At 59.1% G+C, this 14,117-nt stretch carries 15 protein-coding genes and 1 tRNA gene; 7 read left to right on the top strand and 9 right to left on the bottom strand.

The features are described 5' to 3' along the window. Positions 1–116 precede the first annotated feature (116 nt). From GOV79_RS11300 to GOV79_RS11275, 6 genes are all read right to left on the bottom strand, one after another. Positions 117–443: a hypothetical protein gene (locus GOV79_RS11300; protein ID WP_237218009.1), complete on the bottom strand. Its 327-nt coding sequence runs from the start codon at positions 441–443 to the stop codon at positions 117–119. Next, positions 427–1,989 carry a relaxase family protein gene (locus GOV79_RS11295; protein WP_170789858.1) on the bottom strand — a complete coding sequence of 521 codons (1,563 nt, stop codon included), beginning with the start codon at positions 1,987–1,989 and terminating at the stop codon, positions 427–429. Before GOV79_RS11295 ends, GOV79_RS11300 begins: the two co-directional genes overlap by 17 nt. Next, entirely contained in the window at positions 1,983–2,411 is a 429-nt protein-coding gene (locus GOV79_RS11290; RefSeq protein WP_237218008.1) for a plasmid mobilization protein, read from the bottom strand. Before GOV79_RS11290 ends, GOV79_RS11295 begins: the two co-directional genes overlap by 7 nt. A gap of 19 nt (positions 2,412–2,430) precedes the next feature. Then, positions 2,431–3,207, bottom strand: coding sequence for a helix-turn-helix domain-containing protein (locus GOV79_RS11285; RefSeq protein ID WP_170789857.1), 777 nt, complete (start codon positions 3,205–3,207; stop codon positions 2,431–2,433). A 222-nt stretch (positions 3,208–3,429) separates the two neighbouring features. Next, positions 3,430–3,506, bottom strand: a tRNA-Pro gene (locus GOV79_RS11280). A gap of 88 nt (positions 3,507–3,594) precedes the next feature. Further along, positions 3,595–4,710 carry a THUMP domain-containing class I SAM-dependent RNA methyltransferase gene (locus GOV79_RS11275; RefSeq protein WP_170789856.1) on the bottom strand — a complete coding sequence of 372 codons (1,116 nt, stop codon included), beginning with the start codon at positions 4,708–4,710 and terminating at the stop codon, positions 3,595–3,597. A gap of 288 nt (positions 4,711–4,998) precedes the next feature. Here GOV79_RS11275 and GOV79_RS11270 point away from each other — a divergent pair, with 288 nt between their 5' ends. From GOV79_RS11270 to nqrF, 6 genes are read left to right on the top strand one after another with little or no spacing between them, the layout of a single operon-like run. Then, positions 4,999–6,342: a Na(+)-translocating NADH-quinone reductase subunit A gene (locus GOV79_RS11270; RefSeq protein WP_170789855.1), complete on the top strand. Its 1,344-nt coding sequence runs from the start codon at positions 4,999–5,001 to the stop codon at positions 6,340–6,342. 5 nt (positions 6,343–6,347) lie between these two features. Beyond that, positions 6,348–7,556 carry an NADH:ubiquinone reductase (Na(+)-transporting) subunit B gene (locus GOV79_RS11265; protein ID WP_170789854.1) on the top strand — a complete coding sequence of 403 codons (1,209 nt, stop codon included), beginning with the start codon at positions 6,348–6,350 and terminating at the stop codon, positions 7,554–7,556. Beyond that, a complete protein-coding gene (locus GOV79_RS11260) occupies positions 7,549–8,364 on the top strand; it encodes a Na(+)-translocating NADH-quinone reductase subunit C (protein ID WP_170789853.1) in 816 nt (271 codons plus the stop codon). The genes GOV79_RS11265 and GOV79_RS11260 overlap by 8 nt, the downstream gene beginning before the upstream one ends. After that, the gene (locus GOV79_RS11255; RefSeq protein WP_117873115.1) at positions 8,364–9,017 is read left to right on the top strand and encodes an NADH:ubiquinone reductase (Na(+)-transporting) subunit D; all 654 of its coding nucleotides are present in this window, start codon (positions 8,364–8,366) and stop codon (positions 9,015–9,017) included. The genes GOV79_RS11260 and GOV79_RS11255 overlap by 1 nt, the downstream gene beginning before the upstream one ends. After that, a complete protein-coding gene (gene nqrE, locus GOV79_RS11250; RefSeq protein ID WP_050603817.1) occupies positions 9,017–9,625 on the top strand; it encodes an NADH:ubiquinone reductase (Na(+)-transporting) subunit E in 609 nt (202 codons plus the stop codon). Before GOV79_RS11255 ends, nqrE begins: the two co-directional genes overlap by 1 nt. Positions 9,626–9,635: 10 nt before the next feature. Next, positions 9,636–10,859: an NADH:ubiquinone reductase (Na(+)-transporting) subunit F gene (nqrF, locus tag GOV79_RS11245; protein ID WP_170789852.1), complete on the top strand. Its 1,224-nt coding sequence runs from the start codon at positions 9,636–9,638 to the stop codon at positions 10,857–10,859. A 37-nt stretch (positions 10,860–10,896) separates the two neighbouring features. On the opposite strand, the gene tviB is transcribed toward nqrF, so the two are convergent. From tviB to GOV79_RS11230, 3 genes are all read right to left on the bottom strand, one after another. Next, positions 10,897–12,180, bottom strand: a complete 1,284-nt coding sequence (tviB, locus tag GOV79_RS11240) for a Vi polysaccharide biosynthesis UDP-N-acetylglucosamine C-6 dehydrogenase TviB (RefSeq protein ID WP_170789851.1) — start codon at positions 12,178–12,180, stop codon at positions 10,897–10,899. Positions 12,181–12,185: 5 nt separating this feature from the next. Next, positions 12,186–13,199 carry a GDP-mannose 4,6-dehydratase gene (locus GOV79_RS11235; RefSeq protein WP_170789850.1) on the bottom strand — a complete coding sequence of 338 codons (1,014 nt, stop codon included), beginning with the start codon at positions 13,197–13,199 and terminating at the stop codon, positions 12,186–12,188. 86 nt (positions 13,200–13,285) lie between these two features. After that, the gene (locus tag GOV79_RS11230; RefSeq protein ID WP_170773146.1) at positions 13,286–13,810 is read right to left on the bottom strand and encodes a CBS domain-containing protein; all 525 of its coding nucleotides are present in this window, start codon (positions 13,808–13,810) and stop codon (positions 13,286–13,288) included. A gap of 110 nt (positions 13,811–13,920) precedes the next feature. Between GOV79_RS11230 and GOV79_RS11225 the strand changes: the two genes are divergently transcribed. Further along, positions 13,921–14,106, top strand: a complete 186-nt coding sequence (locus GOV79_RS11225; protein WP_170773143.1) for a hypothetical protein — start codon at positions 13,921–13,923, stop codon at positions 14,104–14,106. Positions 14,107–14,117 lie beyond the last annotated feature (11 nt).

The following is a 14,117-nucleotide window of genomic DNA, read 5'->3' as shown; positions in this document are numbered from 1 at the left end:
ATAATATGCCAAGTAATTTGATTTTGCCATGCCATAGCATTGCGGAATTACCAAAAGTTTTCGTAATCGGAAACACTCAAACTCATTGATGTGCTGGGAAGGCCGAGCAGAAATCACTAAGTTTCCGAGAGGAGAAATTGCTGTCCAACGGCAATTTCCTTCGCATTGATACCCAACTCCTTGATCGGATAGCCTTTATCGCCCCACCAACGAATATTTCGCATGTAGCCATTTCCAGCAACGTCCACAAACAAGCAGCGGATGTTCTGGTAGTCGCCCCAGACACCCGCTACGGCAATAAGCGGAACCCCTTCTGGAAGGCAAGCCACCTTTTCAAAACCGCGATAGTCGATGCCGTATTCGCGGGCTTGATGATAGCTCATGGTGAAGTGGTCGTGTGCAAAACTCATTGGTTTCCCTTCTTCACTAAAGTTCCAGACCATGGCTGCGGCCTCGTTCGATCTGCAATTCGTTCAGCTCTGCTTCAGCTTCTCTTCGGCGGCCTTCACTAAGCTCAAGCTCTCGTTCAACTTCGTGTCCAGCGCGTTGTAAGTGGCCTCTTCGTTCAGCAAGCCACGCAACGCCCTCATTGACGCGATCTGCGAGCGTATGAGCAACGTCGTGCAGGCCGCGATACCATCCAATTGGGCTTGCAGCCTCTTCGTTGAGCGTGCCTCTAATCCGCTCAATTCTTTGGCTGAGGTTTCGCAGGCCGTCACCAACCGCTCGACGCAGGCGAGCAAGTCGCGTTCCAAGGCTGTCAGGGGCGTTGTCATTCATCTCTCCTCGATCTTGATGCAAATGACCGGCCTCCCAGCCATCGTGCAGGTCTTCAGCTCGGTCTGGTCGGGGTCCAGCGTCAGCCAGGTCTGTTCCCCTTGGTCGATCCGCGTCAGGCCCAGTTCCGCCAGCTCCGAACGTGTCAGCAGAACCATCCAAAACCAGCTCGCGGCCATCATCGAGGCGATCCCCGTCACGATCAGCCCTGAGATCACCCAAGGAGAGATCGTCAGCCAGCGCCTGATCTGCTCGGTCCGTGTCTCGAACAAGCTCCTGCTCTCGTTCAGGAAGTGACGCGTATCGCTCTCGATGGTACGCCGCGCGTCGCTCACAATGGCTGTCAAATCGGTTCTGAAGCTCTCCAGCTGGGATGCCATCGAGGCGGCGTAGTCTTGGCGTATCGTGTCCAGCTCCGCGTTCAGTTTCTCGCTCAGCCGCGTCGGCTTGCCAGTCTTCATGAAAAATCTCTCCTTTAAGGCGCCAGCGTTCGCCGGACGCGGGGTCTTGGGCGGTCAGATAGGATTTGCCCGCACGAGGTAGGTCGAAGCCCGCGTCGGTAAGCGCCTCGATCATGCTTGCACGATCCTCGATCAGACCCATGGAAATCTGATCGAGGATCCACGCATGCAGTTCGTCGCGGCCTTGGGCGCGGTTCGGAGCTTCGATGGTGTCACGCACTTCTTGGGTGCGCTCCAGTTCCATTGGATCGGCCCAGCCGTGGCGCTGGTTCATCAGGTCGCGCAGGCTGTCATAGGCGTCCTGGTAGCCCGGTGGCGCGATGTTAAGGCTGCGCCCGGTGGTCAGCTCCAGACGCGGGGTGCAGAAATGCAGCTCGACGCGGTCTTCGTGGCTGTGACGGACCCAGAGCATGTCATACTGCTCGCCGTCCAGCCCGGCGAAGGCTAGTTGCTCAAAGGCGTCCATTACCTCGGCCTGCCGCGCCTCGCTGGGAGCATCCTCGGCGGCAAAGCTGATCACGCCTGCACGATAGGTCCACTGGTGACGGCTCGCATCGATCAGGGCCTCGGTGCGGCTGGGATCGCCACGCAGCACCTCGGGCAAGGGATCGCGCGTCACCGTCAGCGGCTGGCCGTCTGCATCGCGGATCAGGTCACGGTTGCCATCGTAGGCCAGCACGCGCTCAGCCACGAGGTAGCCGACCGGCCCGGCGCCCGCGCCCTTGCCGTTGGGAAAGAACTTGATCAGCACCGCCGCGCCTCGTCGAGGAGCTGGGCAAGCTGGCGTTCGATCACCAACAGGCGGCGAGCAACCGCCAGGCTGTCGAGGTCGGTGCGACCCACCAGCATCGCCCGGTTCAGCCAACGCGCGATCTGGTTGAGGTTGCCGCCGATACGCCCCACGGCCAGCACCAGCGCCGGATCGACGCGCGGCACGGGCTTGCGACGGCGGGCCTCGGTCAGGCCAAGTGCCTCCCGCAGGAGCGTCGCGGCGGGCAGGCCAGCGGCCTCGGCTCTGGCGCGCAGCTCGGCCTTCTCGGTCGCCGTGCAACGGAAGACGAAGGTCTCTGTCAGCGGCTCCTTCGCGCGGGGCTTGCTCGCGCCGGTGGGGTTCGAAGGGGAGGCTTGCCGCCCCTCGCAAGGTCCCATGTCATCCGCGCCAGCGTATGACATGGGTCGCCTTGCTGTTTGCTCAGACCGCATGGCGGTGCTCCGCGTTTTCTGACGTCTCGCGGATCAAATCTCTGAGCAATTGGAGCTGGTCCTGCCACTCAGCGCTGCCCAACGGGGCCGGTGTTCTCGCTGGAAGCCAGAATCCCAGGTGATGTTTATGCGGGGACAGGGGAAGGCTGCATTCCAGCGTGGTCATACCCTCCCTGGCCAGCCTCTCGTTCCAGTCCCGGACAAAGCAGATGCCCCTCGGGACGAAGACCAGGTGCTGGCCATCCGGGGCTCGTTTTGAGCGTGTTCCGCCGGATTGCCCTTCATCGAGCAAATCCGGCGCGGACGCGTGCCCTCGTTCTATTCTAAGTTCTTGTTCTCTGTTCGGGGGGCGATCCTGTCCCCCTTTCCCGGACAGGTCTGTCCCGCTTTGTGGACAGGATTGTCCCCCTTTGGTGCGGCTAAGCGGGACAACCTTGTCCCGCTCCCGGCGGCGATCCGTGGCTCGTTTCAGAGCCGCGTCGGTCGGGCGATAACGGGACGCGTTCCCCTTGTTGGTCCCGCGCTTGATGGTCATGTAACCCGCCGCCTCGACTTTGTTCAGCGCTCGCTTGACCGACTTGGCGTGCTTGCCGATTGCCGCGCCGATGGTCTCGAAAGACGGGCGGCTCTCGCCGGTCTCATGATTGGCATGTGCCAGTGCCAGATAGAGCGCCACGCGCAGGGCGTTGTCGTCCAGTTCGTGGTCGGTGACCATCTCCAGCAAGTATTGCAGCTTGATCTTGCAGAAGGGCAGAAGCTCAGACATCGGCCCCTCCCGCGATTGCGATCACGCCCGCGATCTGGTATCCATTCTGTGCAAACTTTTCGATTTGGCCGTTGACGCGGGTGCCAGCCCAGTCAGCGGCCTTTCGATTTCTGAGGGGGCTGGACTCACCGAAACCCGCCTCAAAAGCCGCATAATCCGGATCAAATCCGGACCGAGCCTTAACAACGGTAATGACAAAACCGACTAAGTATCTGGATTTATTGGTCGGAGTGAGAGGATTCGAACCTCCGACCCCTGCCTCCCGAAGACAGTGCTCTACCAGGCTGAGCTACACTCCGACCGTGGCGGCGGGTCTATACCCGGCAATTTGGATGTGCAAGAGGGATTTTGCGGTTTCAAACCCCGCGCTCATTGTCGCGATTGGTGTCAGGGCAGGGCGTCCGTGCGGTAGAGGCGGATTTTGGTGCCGCCGTGGTCAACCACCGGTCCGGGCGGCAGCAAAGGCAGGCGAGTTGCGCGGGCAAGCCCCGCATTGCTGGTCACGATCCCCGCGCGCCATCCGCTGAATCGAGAGGCAAGCACCTTGCCCAACGCCCCGTAGAGAGAGCGCAGGCGTTTTTCATCACCGATTCGTGCACCATAGGGCGGGTTGACGATGACAAGACCGGCGTCGCCGGTTGGGGGCTTGATGTCGCTGACGGCGCGGGTTTGGAACTTTGTGACCTCACTCACTCCGGCCTGCGTCGCATTGGCTTGGGCGGCTTCAACCGCGCCCGAATTGCGGTCGGAGCCGGAGAAAACAAGATCGGTTTCGGACATATCCCTGTTGGCGCGTAGATCGCCCCAAGCGGCAGGGTCGAACCCGGCAAGGTCTTCGAAGGCAAAGCTGCGGCCGCGACCGGGGTTCAGCCCCAAGGCGATCTCGGCGGCTTCGATGACGAAGGTGCCGGAGCCACACATCGGGTCCAGGACCGGTTCGGATCCGGTGTATCCGCACTCGCGCAGGAACATGGCGGCCATGGTCTCGCGCATGGGGGCTTTGGCAACTACCGGTTTGTGGCCGCGTTTGTGCAGCGGCTCGCCGGATGTATCGACTGAAAAAGTGCAGATATCCTTTTCAATGCGTAGCAGGACCCGCAGGGTGGCATCGCCCGAGATTGGCGCGCCGAGAGTTTCGGTAATTGCGTGCTCGACCCGCTGCTTTGCGGCGCCTGCATGGTAGATACGGGATTTGCGGCTGGTCGCCTCGACTTTGACCGGCACATCGGGGCGCAGAAAATCTGACCATGGAAACTTGCGGGCACGTTTGTCGAGCTGGGCCAGGTGAACGGCAGGAAAGCTACCGATGCGCAGCAAGACCTTGTTGGCACCCCGCAGACACAGATTGGCGCGCCAGACATCGGTCCATCCGCCGCGCAGGCTGACACCACCGGGTACGATTCTGGCGTTTTCGAATCCGTTTTCGACAGTCTCGGCCAGCAGGGGGGCCTCGAGGCCGGGCGTGGCCACCAGAAATATCTCGAATTTGTCGCTGTGTTCCATTTTGGGTGCTTACACCGGATGCGATCCGGGTGCGACATGCATTTTCCACGCATCGAAACTGCGCAACGTGATAGGAATGTGACAATTACTTGCGGCTTTGAGCGGTAACAGGTTTGCGTTTATGACCATCCCCGCGTAAAGGGTCCATGATCGAAAATATGCCTGCGGATTTTGGACCGTTTTCGGCGCTTTTGCGACGGAGATCCCGAAAAACCGTGCTATTGCAGGATTCCGAAAGGACGTCGGCAGAGTTGGCGCAGACAAAGAGGCTTGGAAGACCGTAGCGACATGCAAACTTTCAAACTGAAAAAAGGGTTCGAGCTGCCGGTGCTGGGTGCGCCGGATCAGACGATTCATCCTGGACCCGAGTTTTCGACCGTCGGGGTTTTGGGCGGCGACTATATTGGCCTGAAACCCAAGATGCTGGTACAAGAGGGTGACGACGTCCAGCGCGGCACGCCGCTGTTTAGTCACAAAGACGCGTCCGATGCGATGATGGTAGCGCCAATGACCGGCAAGGTCGTCGCAGTCAATCGCGGTGCTCGGCGCGTGCTGCAAAGCGTCGTGATCGAGGTGTCAGACCCCAATGACACCGGGGTTGATTTCTCGGGCACCGGGAATGCCGACAGCGCCGAGGGCGTGACGGCCAAGCTGTGTGCTGCGGGTCTTTGGACGGCCTTCCGAACGCGGCCCTATTCCAAAATGCCGACACCCGGCACCACACCTGCAGCGATTTTCGTGACGGCGATGGACAGTGAGCCTCTGGCGGGTGATGCAGCCGTGATCATCGCTGACGCAGGGGAAGCTTTCGCTGCGGGTCTGGCGGCGGTCGCGAACCTGACCGAAGGCAAGACCTATCTGTGCCACAAAGAGGGTGACTCGGTACCGGGCGCCGATGTGCCAGGAATTGAAGCCGCCGCATTCGCAGGGCCGCACCCGTCGGGGCTGGCGGGGACGCATATCCATTTCCTCGAGCCGCTGGCAGGGGACAAGCAGGTCTGGACCATCGGGTATCAGGACGTCATCGCCATTGGTCGCCTGATGCAGACCGGCCATCTGGACCCCAATATCGTGATCGCTCTGACCGGTCCGGGCGCGCGTCAGCCGCGCTTGATCCGCACGGTCATGGGCGCATCGACCGACGATCTGACCCGTGACGAGGTCGATGTGGACGGGACGCCCCGGATTATCTCGGGTTCGATCCTGTCAGGTGCACAGGCTGAAGGCCCGACCGCTTATCTGGGCCGCTTTGCGCGGCAGGTTTCGATCATCCGTGAAGATCACGATCAACACACGATGGGTTGGATTCTTCCGATGCCGTCGAAATTCGCCGTACAGCCCGTGTTGGGCTCGGCCTTTGCGAAAAAGCTGTATGCGTTCACTTCAAACCTGAACGGCGGCCGTCGTGCGATGGTGCCGACGGGCGTGTTCGAAGAGCTGATGCCGCAGGACTATTTGCCAACGCAACTGCTGCGCGCATTGCTTGTCATGGACACGGACACGGCGCAGGCGTTGGGTGCGTTGGAGCTGGATGAAGAGGATTTGGGCCTTGTGGGCTTTGCCTGTCCGGCAAAATATGAATACGGGCTGGCGCTGCGCGACTGCCTGACCAAGATTGAAAAGGAGGGCTGATCCACATGGGTTTGCGCAGCTTCTTCGATCGGATTGAGCCGAACTTTACCAAGGGCGGCAAGTACGAGAAGTATTTCCCCATCTACGAGATGGTCGAAAGCTTTATCTACACTCCGAAAACCGTAACCACCGTGGCCCCGCATGCGCGGTCCTACGTGGATATGAAGCGGATCATGACCTATGTCGTGATCGCCACGATCCCCTGTATCCTGTGGGGGATGTGGAATACGGGCTATCAGGCGAACTCGGCCATTGCGACGCTTGGTCCGGATGCCGCGACCGGTTGGCGTATTGCTTTGCTGCAGATGTTCGGTATCTCGCTGGATCCGTCCAGCCTGTTAGCCAATGTGTTGCACGGGTTGCTTTATTTCCTGCCGATCTACATCACGACGCTGGTTGCGGGTGGTATTTTCGAGGTCATCTTTGCCACCGTGCGTGGGCATGAGGTGAACGAGGGCTTCCTTGTCACATCGATGCTCTACACGCTGATCCTGCCCGCATCGACACCGCTGTGGCAGGTCGCTTTGGGCATCATCTTCGGCGTTGTCATCGGCAAAGAAGTATTTGGCGGCACCGGTAAGAACTTCCTCAACCCGGCATTGGTGGGGCGGGCGTTCTTGTATTTCGCTTATCCCGCGCAAATGTCGGGGGACTCGGTCTGGACTCCTGTGGATGGGTTTTCGGGCGCGACCGGGTTGGGGATCACCGCAGCCGAGGGCGTTCAGGCGCTGGCGGCCGACGGTATCACTTGGGCCAATGCGTTCTTCGGCACCATTCAGGGCAGTTTTGGCGAGACATCGACCCTGGCCTGTATGATCGGCCTGGCCTTCCTGCTGACAACGAAAATTGCCAACTACCGCCTGATCCTGGGCTGTTTGGCGGGGACCATCGGCTTTAGCCTGTTGCTGAACCTGATCGGGTCGGACACCAACCCGATGTTTGCGATGCCTTGGTACTGGCACATCGTTCTGGGCGGCTACGCCTTTGGTCTGGCTTTCATGGTCACCGAGCCGGTTTCCGCCAGCCACACTAACATGGGCCGCTATATCTACGGTGCGCTGATCGGTGTCATGGTTGTGATGATCCGCGTCATTAACCCTGCTTTCCCCGAAGGCATGATGCTGGCTATCCTCTTCGGAAACGTCTTTGCGCCGCTGATCGACTATTTCGTCGTGCAAGCCAACATCAAACGGAGGGCGCGTCGCCATGTCTGATACGCAGTCCCAAGAACCAAAGGGCGCGATTGCAAAATTTCTGGCCGCCTCGCCGGATTCTGTCGGTAAAACGATAGTCGTCGCGGTCGCTGTCTGCCTTGTGGCCTCGATGGTCGTATCCGCCGCAGCGGTCAGCCTGCGCCCGGTGCAAGAAGCCAACGCGCTGAAGGACAAGCAGGTCAACGTTCTGCAAGTCGCCGGTGTCTATGAGCCGGGCGTCGATGTCTCCGAAGCGTTCGCTGCGTTCGAACCGCATGTACTTGAACTGTCGACGGGCGCTTTCGTCGACGATCAGTTCGACGCTGCCACGTTTGATGACATCGCTGCGGCCAGCGATCCCGACCTGAGCGTTGCGCTGGACAATGACCCGGCAGGTATTGGGCGTCAGTCTAAGTACCGCGTGATCTATCTGTTGCGCGACGATGCGGGCGAGTTGGACAAGGTGATCCTGCCGCTGCATGGCTACGGCCTGTGGTCCACGCTCTATGGCTTTATCGCACTGGAGAACAACGGCAACGATATCTTCGGCCTGCAATTCTATCAGCATGGTGAGACGCCGGGCCTTGGGGCCGAGGTGGACAACCCACGCTGGAAGGCACTGTGGAATGGAAAACGTCTGCGTGATGACGCGGGTGAGCTTCAGATCACCGTCGCCAAATCGCAACCCGCCGCTGGCCCTGACTTTTACGTCGACGCGCTGGCCGGGGCGACGCTGACCTCGGTAGGTGTCGATAACCTTGTACGGTTCTGGATGGGAGATGCGGGTTACGCTCCGTTTCTGGCCAAACTGCAAGCAGGAGAATTCTGATGTCTCAGACTAAGAAAGAGATGCTGGTCGACCCGCTTGTCGACAATAACCCGATCACTCTGCAGGTGCTGGGCATCTGTTCGGCGCTGGCGGTGACCTCGTCACTGCAGGTCTCGATGGTGATGGCGCTGGCGGTGATCTTCGTGACCTCGTTCTCGTCCTTCTTTATCTCGTGCCTGCGCAACCAGATACCCGGCTCGATCCGGATCATCGTGCAGATGGTGATCATCGCCTCGCTGGTGATCCTGGTGGACCAGATCCTTAAGGCCTATGCGTTTGAGATCTCGAAAACCCTGTCGGTTTTTGTCGGCCTGATCATCACCAATTGTATCGTGATGGGCCGGGCTGAGGCGTTTGCGATGAAGAACCCGCCCGTCGCGTCGTTCATCGACGGCATGGGCAACGGTATGGGCTACGGCCTGATCCTGCTGCTGGTCGGCTTCATTCGTGAGCTATTCGGTGCCGGGTCGCTGTTTGGCATCACCATTCTGGAGACCGTCAACAACGGTGGCTGGTACGTTCCCAACGGCATGCTGCTGCTGCCTCCGTCGGCGTTCTTCATCATCGGTCTGATCATCTGGGCCTTCCGCACATGGAAGCCGAACCAGGTGGAAGAGCGTGAATATAAAATTCAGCAGGTAGAGGCCCACTGATGGAAGGTCTGATTTCACTGGCCGTAAAGGCCATATTTGTCGAAAACCTTGCGCTCAGCTTCTTTCTGGGGATGTGTACCTTCATCGCCGTGTCCAAGAAGATTTCGACCGCGCTGGGTCTGGGCATCTCGGTCATGGTGGTGCAGGCCATCACCGTGCCGGCCAACAACCTGTTGCTGAACTACCTGCTGAAGCCCGGCGCATTGGCCTGGGCCGGGTTCCCGGATGTGGACCTGACCTTCCTTGGCCTGATCTCGTATATCGGTGTGATCGCGGCGATGGTTCAGATCCTTGAGATGGTTTTGGATAAGTATTTCCCGCCGCTCTACAACGCGCTGGGGATCTTCCTGCCGCTGATCACGGTGAACTGCGCGATCTTGGGTGGTTCGCTGTTCATGGTGGAGCGTGACTATAACTTTGCCGAGGCCGCGACTTATGGTCTGTCTTCCGGTTTTGGCTGGGCACTGGCGATCACTGCGATGGCGGGTGTGCGCGAAAAGCTGAAATATTCGGATATCCCCGACGGCCTGCAAGGGCTTGGGATCACCTTCATCACCGCGGGTCTGATGGCGATGGCCTTCATGTCCTTCTCAGGCGTGAAACTGTAAGGAGGGGCGCATGGAAACTTTTAGCTTAGGCGTCGTTCTTTTTACCCTGATCGTGTTGGGGCTGGTGGCCATCATCATGGCTGCGCGGTCCAAGCTGGTGTCGACCGGGAACGTGAACATCACCATCAACGGTGAGAAAACCATCTCGGTCCCAGCAGGTGGCAAACTGCTGCAAACGCTGGCGGCCGAGAAGCTGTTTGTTCCGTCCGCCTGTGGCGGCGGCGGTACCTGCGCGCAATGCCGGGTGCGGGTGCATTCGGGCGGTGGCTCGATCCTGCCAACTGAGGAAAGCCATATCACCAAGCGTGAGGCTTCGTGCGGTGACCGTCTGTCCTGTCAGGTCGCGGTCAAGCAGGACATGGACATCGAAGTCCCCGAAGAGGTCTTTGGCGTCAAGAAATGGGAATGCACCGTTCGCTCGAATGAAAACGTGGCGACCTTCATCAAGGCCCTGACCCTGGACCTGCCTGAAGGCGAGGACGTGAACTTCCGCGCCGGTGGCTATATCCAGATCGAGGCCCCCGCGCACGCGTTGAAATATACCGATTTCGACGTGGAAGAGGAATATCGCGAAGATTGGGACAAGTTCAATCTGTGGCAATACGAATCCGTCGTGGCCGAACCGATTGAGCGGGCTTATTCCATGGCCAACTATCCGGACGAAAAAGGCATGATCATGCTGAACGTCCGAGTGGCTTCGCCGCCTCCGGGTTCGGATGGTATCCCCCCGGGTCAGATGTCGTCGTATATCTTCAACCTGAAACCGGGTGACAAAGTCACGATTTCGGGTCCGTTTGGTGAGTTTTTTGCCCGCGACACGCAGAAAGAGATGGTCTTTATTGGTGGTGGTGCGGGCATGGCCCCTATGCGCAGCCACATCTTCGATCAGCTCAAGCGTCTGGAAAACCGCGATCGCAAGATCAGCTTCTGGTACGGCGCGCGGTCGAAGAAAGAGATGTTCTTTGTCGAGGATTTCGACCAACTGGCCGAAGAGTTCGACAATTTCGAATGGCATGTCGCCCTGTCGGATGCGCAGCCCGAGGACGATTGGAAAGGCTATACCGGCTTCATCCACAACGTTCTGTTCGAGGAATACCTCAAGAACCACCCCGCGCCCGAGGATTGCGAGTTCTACATGTGTGGACCGCCGATCATGAACCAGTCGGTCATCAACATGCTGCTGGACTTGGGCGTGGACCGCGAAGACATCATGCTGGACGATTTTGGCGGATAAGACAGGATAAACCGGCGCAGCACAGCGCCGGTTTTTTTTACAACCGGAGGTCGCTGGCCTCTGGCGACAGACAGGATTTGACGTCGAACAACACGCTTTGATCCTTGCCAAAGGCGCGTATCTCGGCTGGGGCGAGCGCCAGAAATTCCTGATGGGCAACTGCCAGAACGATACCGTCATAGGCACCGGTTTCAGGCTGCGAAGTCAATGAAATCCCGTATTCCTTCTGCGCGGCAACTGCATCCGCATGGGGGTCGTGGACATCGACCGTGACGCCATAGTCTTGCAACTCGTCAATGATATCGACAACGCGCGTGTTGCGCAGGTCGGGGCAGTTTTCCTTGAAGGTCAGACCCATCACCAGCACACGGGCGGCGGCCACATTGATCCCGTCGCGCATCATCCGCTTGACCAGTTGCGAAACCACATAGCCGCCCATACTGTCATTCAACCGACGCCCGGCGAGAATGATCTGAGGGTGATGGCCCACAGCTTCGGCCTTGTGGGTCAGGTAATAGGGGTCGACGCCGATGCAATGCCCGCCCACCAGACCGGGGCGGAAGGGTAGAAAGTTCCACTTGGTCCCCGCGGCGCGCAGAACTGCATCGGTGTCGATATCCATCCGTCCAAAGATCATCGCCAGCTCGTTCACCAATGCGATATTCAGGTCGCGTTGGGTGTTCTCGATCACCTTTGCGGCCTCGGCCACACGGATGCTTTCCGCCTTGTGGGTGCCTACCGTGATGATCCGCGCGTAAAGCGCATCCACCAGATCGGCCACCTCGGGGGTCGAGCCGGACGTAACCTTGCAGATATCCGCGATCCGATGGGTCTTGTCGCCGGGGTTGATCCGCTCGGGGCTGTAGCCTGCAAAGAAATCGCGGTTGAACACCAGGCCCGAGGCGCGTTCCAACACTGGCACACAGTCTTCCTCGGTCGCGCCGGGGTAGACGGTGGATTCGTAGATAACCAGATCACCGGGTTTCAGCACGCGTCCAACGGTTTCAGACGCGCTGAGCAGCGGTGTTAAGTCAGGCTGCTTGCCTGCCGTGATCGGGGTGGGGACAGTGACGAAATAGGTGTCGCATCCGGCGATTTCTGCCGCATCGGTGGTGAAGGACAGGCCGGTTGCGGCGCGCAGGTCCTCTGGCTCGACCTCATGGGTTGCGTCCTGACCGGCGCGCAGGGCGGTTATCCGGGCTGTGTTGATGTCAAAGCCAATCACAGGGCCTATTTTGCCGAAGGCCACTGCCAGCGGCAGGCCGACATAGCCCAGTCCGATCACGGCGATCTTGCGGGCGTTGGGGTCTGTTTCAAACATCGCCGTCATTTTCCATGATAGTCGCGGAACCACGCGACGAACCGGGCAATGCCCTCTTTGAAATCGGTTTGCGGGCGGTACCCTGTCAGGGATTGCAGCAGATCATTATCGGCCCATGTCGCAGGCACATCGCCCATCTGCATAGGCATGTAGTTTCGGATAGCCTTTTTGCCCAAGGCATCCTCAATGGCCTCGATGAAGTCCATCAGCCGCACCTTGTCTCCATTGCCGATATTCACCACCCGCCACGGCGCTGCCGGAGACAGGCTGTCGCCCTCGGCAATCTGATCCGCGCTGTCCGGGCGCGCGGGCGGCACGTCGATCAGCAGGCGGATACCCCGCACCAGATCCTCGACATAGGTGAAGTCGCGGTACATGTCGCCGTTGTTGTAGATGTCGATCGGTCGGTCATCCAGAATGGCGTCCACAAATTTGTAGAGCGCCAGATCGGGACGCCCCCAACTGCCGTAAACAGTGAAAAAGCGGAACATCGTCGTCGGCAGGTTCCACAGATGAGCGTAGGAATGGCCCATCGCCTCATTTGCTTTCTTCGTGGCTGCGTAGATCGTCAGAGGGGTGTCGGCCTTTTCGACCTCGGTAAACGGCATCTCTTCGTTCGCACCGTAAACGGATGAGGTCGATGCTATCAGCAGATGCGCAACTTCATGTTCTCGGGCAATCTCCATGACATTGAATGTGCCCACGACGTTTGAGTTGATATAGCTGCGCGGGTCTTCCAGGCTGTAACGCACCCCGGCTTGTGCGGCGAGGTGAACGATGACCTCGGGCTTGAAGTCATCGGCGATCTGTTTCAGGCGGTCGTGATTTTCCAGCAAGTCCTCGGTTGCGGAAAAGCCCGGGTTTTGCAGCAACATCTGGTGGCGGCGCTGCTTGAGGGTGACGTCGTAATAGTCGGTCATCCCGTCATAGCCGTGCAAACGAAAGCCTTCGGCCAGCAAAAGCTTGGCCAGATGGAACCCGATGAACCCGGCCGTTCCGGTGACAAGAACCCGTTTCATGCAACCCTCTGTTTCATCGCCGTTTGATGCTGCATCAGGGATACTGTCACCGGCCCGAGGTCAAGCGGTTTTCGCACTTTGGAGCGTCAACCGACGATCATCTGTTTCATGCGAAGGGCTTCGTATTCCAGCTCTTTCAGGCGGAAATGCACGACGTCGCCAATGGTGATCACGCCGCGCAGGGCGCCGTCGGCGAGAACCGGCATATGGCGGAACCGCCCCTCGGTCATGGTTTTCAGAACGTCGTTCAGCGGGTCATCAGGTGCGCAGGTTTTGACCTCACGCGTCATCAGGTCCTCGACCGATTGTGGAAGCGTCTGACCGGGGGTGTCGGCCATGCGGCGCACGATATCGCGTTCCGACAGAATGCCCTGCAGTGCGCCGTTTTGATCTGTCACCAGAACCGCCCCGATTTTCTTTTCCTTCAGCGTGTTCACCACCGAGTGAATCGTGTCGTTTGGACGCACCGAGAACACCGCATTTCCCTTGCCCTCAAGCAGTTTCGCCACGGTCGTCTGCGAGTGTGACAGGTTCGAGTCGACCGACTGGCTGCGCGTGCTGGTCTCGGCCTTGTCGCCGCGGGTCGGTGGCTGGTAAGAGCTTGGGGCCATGGGCAATCTCCTTCTGCTTTGTTATTTACCTTAGCGCAGCCAAACGACCTGTATAGGGTGCAATTGCCCGTTCCGGGGAAAACTGCCGAAAACCAAGGATATCCGAACTTTTGTCCGACCTTTCTCTGACCCCGCCTGTTGCAGCGCTGATCTTTTTCGCCGTGGTTGTATGCGGGCACAATTTTCGCATGGCATGGAAACAACAAGCGCCGGGGTGGCAGAAAAAGGCGTGGCTGTTTGGGGTGCCTGCCGGAATTGGTCTGCTGGTTTTGGGCTTCATGCCGCTGAAACTCTGACGCAGGTTTGA

Source organism: Ruegeria lacuscaerulensis, from assembly GCF_013034745.1.
Classification (GTDB): Bacteria; Pseudomonadota; Alphaproteobacteria; order Rhodobacterales; family Rhodobacteraceae; genus Ruegeria; species Ruegeria lacuscaerulensis_B.
The sequence above is the reverse complement of the archived record's forward strand: the minus strand, read 5'-3'. Positions and strand labels throughout refer to the sequence as shown.

Bases quoted from the DNA above. Each gene is read 5' to 3' on its own strand.
- GOV79_RS11300 (WP_237218009.1), bottom strand. From the start codon at position 443: ATGGTCTGGAACTTTAGTGAAGAAGGGAAACCAATGAGTTTTGCACAC.
- GOV79_RS11230 (WP_170773146.1), bottom strand. From the start codon at position 13,810: ATGGCCCCAAGCTCTTACCAGCCACCGACCCGCGGCGACAAGGCCGAG.
- GOV79_RS11290 (WP_237218008.1), bottom strand. From the start codon at position 2,411: ATGTCATACGCTGGCGCGGATGACATGGGACCTTGCGAGGGGCGGCAA.
- nqrE (WP_050603817.1), top strand. From the start codon at position 9,017: ATGGAAGGTCTGATTTCACTGGCCGTAAAGGCCATATTTGTCGAAAAC.
- GOV79_RS11270 (WP_170789855.1), top strand. From the start codon at position 4,999: ATGCAAACTTTCAAACTGAAAAAAGGGTTCGAGCTGCCGGTGCTGGGT.
- GOV79_RS11275 (WP_170789856.1), bottom strand. From the start codon at position 4,710: ATGGAACACAGCGACAAATTCGAGATATTTCTGGTGGCCACGCCCGGC.
- tviB (WP_170789851.1), bottom strand. From the start codon at position 12,180: ATGTTTGAAACAGACCCCAACGCCCGCAAGATCGCCGTGATCGGACTG.
- GOV79_RS11255 (WP_117873115.1), top strand. From the start codon at position 8,364: ATGTCTCAGACTAAGAAAGAGATGCTGGTCGACCCGCTTGTCGACAAT.
- GOV79_RS11235 (WP_170789850.1), bottom strand. From the start codon at position 13,199: ATGAAACGGGTTCTTGTCACCGGAACGGCCGGGTTCATCGGGTTCCAT.
- GOV79_RS11265 (WP_170789854.1), top strand. From the start codon at position 6,348: ATGGGTTTGCGCAGCTTCTTCGATCGGATTGAGCCGAACTTTACCAAG.
- GOV79_RS11285 (WP_170789857.1), bottom strand. From the start codon at position 3,207: ATGTCTGAGCTTCTGCCCTTCTGCAAGATCAAGCTGCAATACTTGCTG.
- nqrF (WP_170789852.1), top strand. From the start codon at position 9,636: ATGGAAACTTTTAGCTTAGGCGTCGTTCTTTTTACCCTGATCGTGTTG.
- GOV79_RS11260 (WP_170789853.1), top strand. From the start codon at position 7,549: ATGTCTGATACGCAGTCCCAAGAACCAAAGGGCGCGATTGCAAAATTT.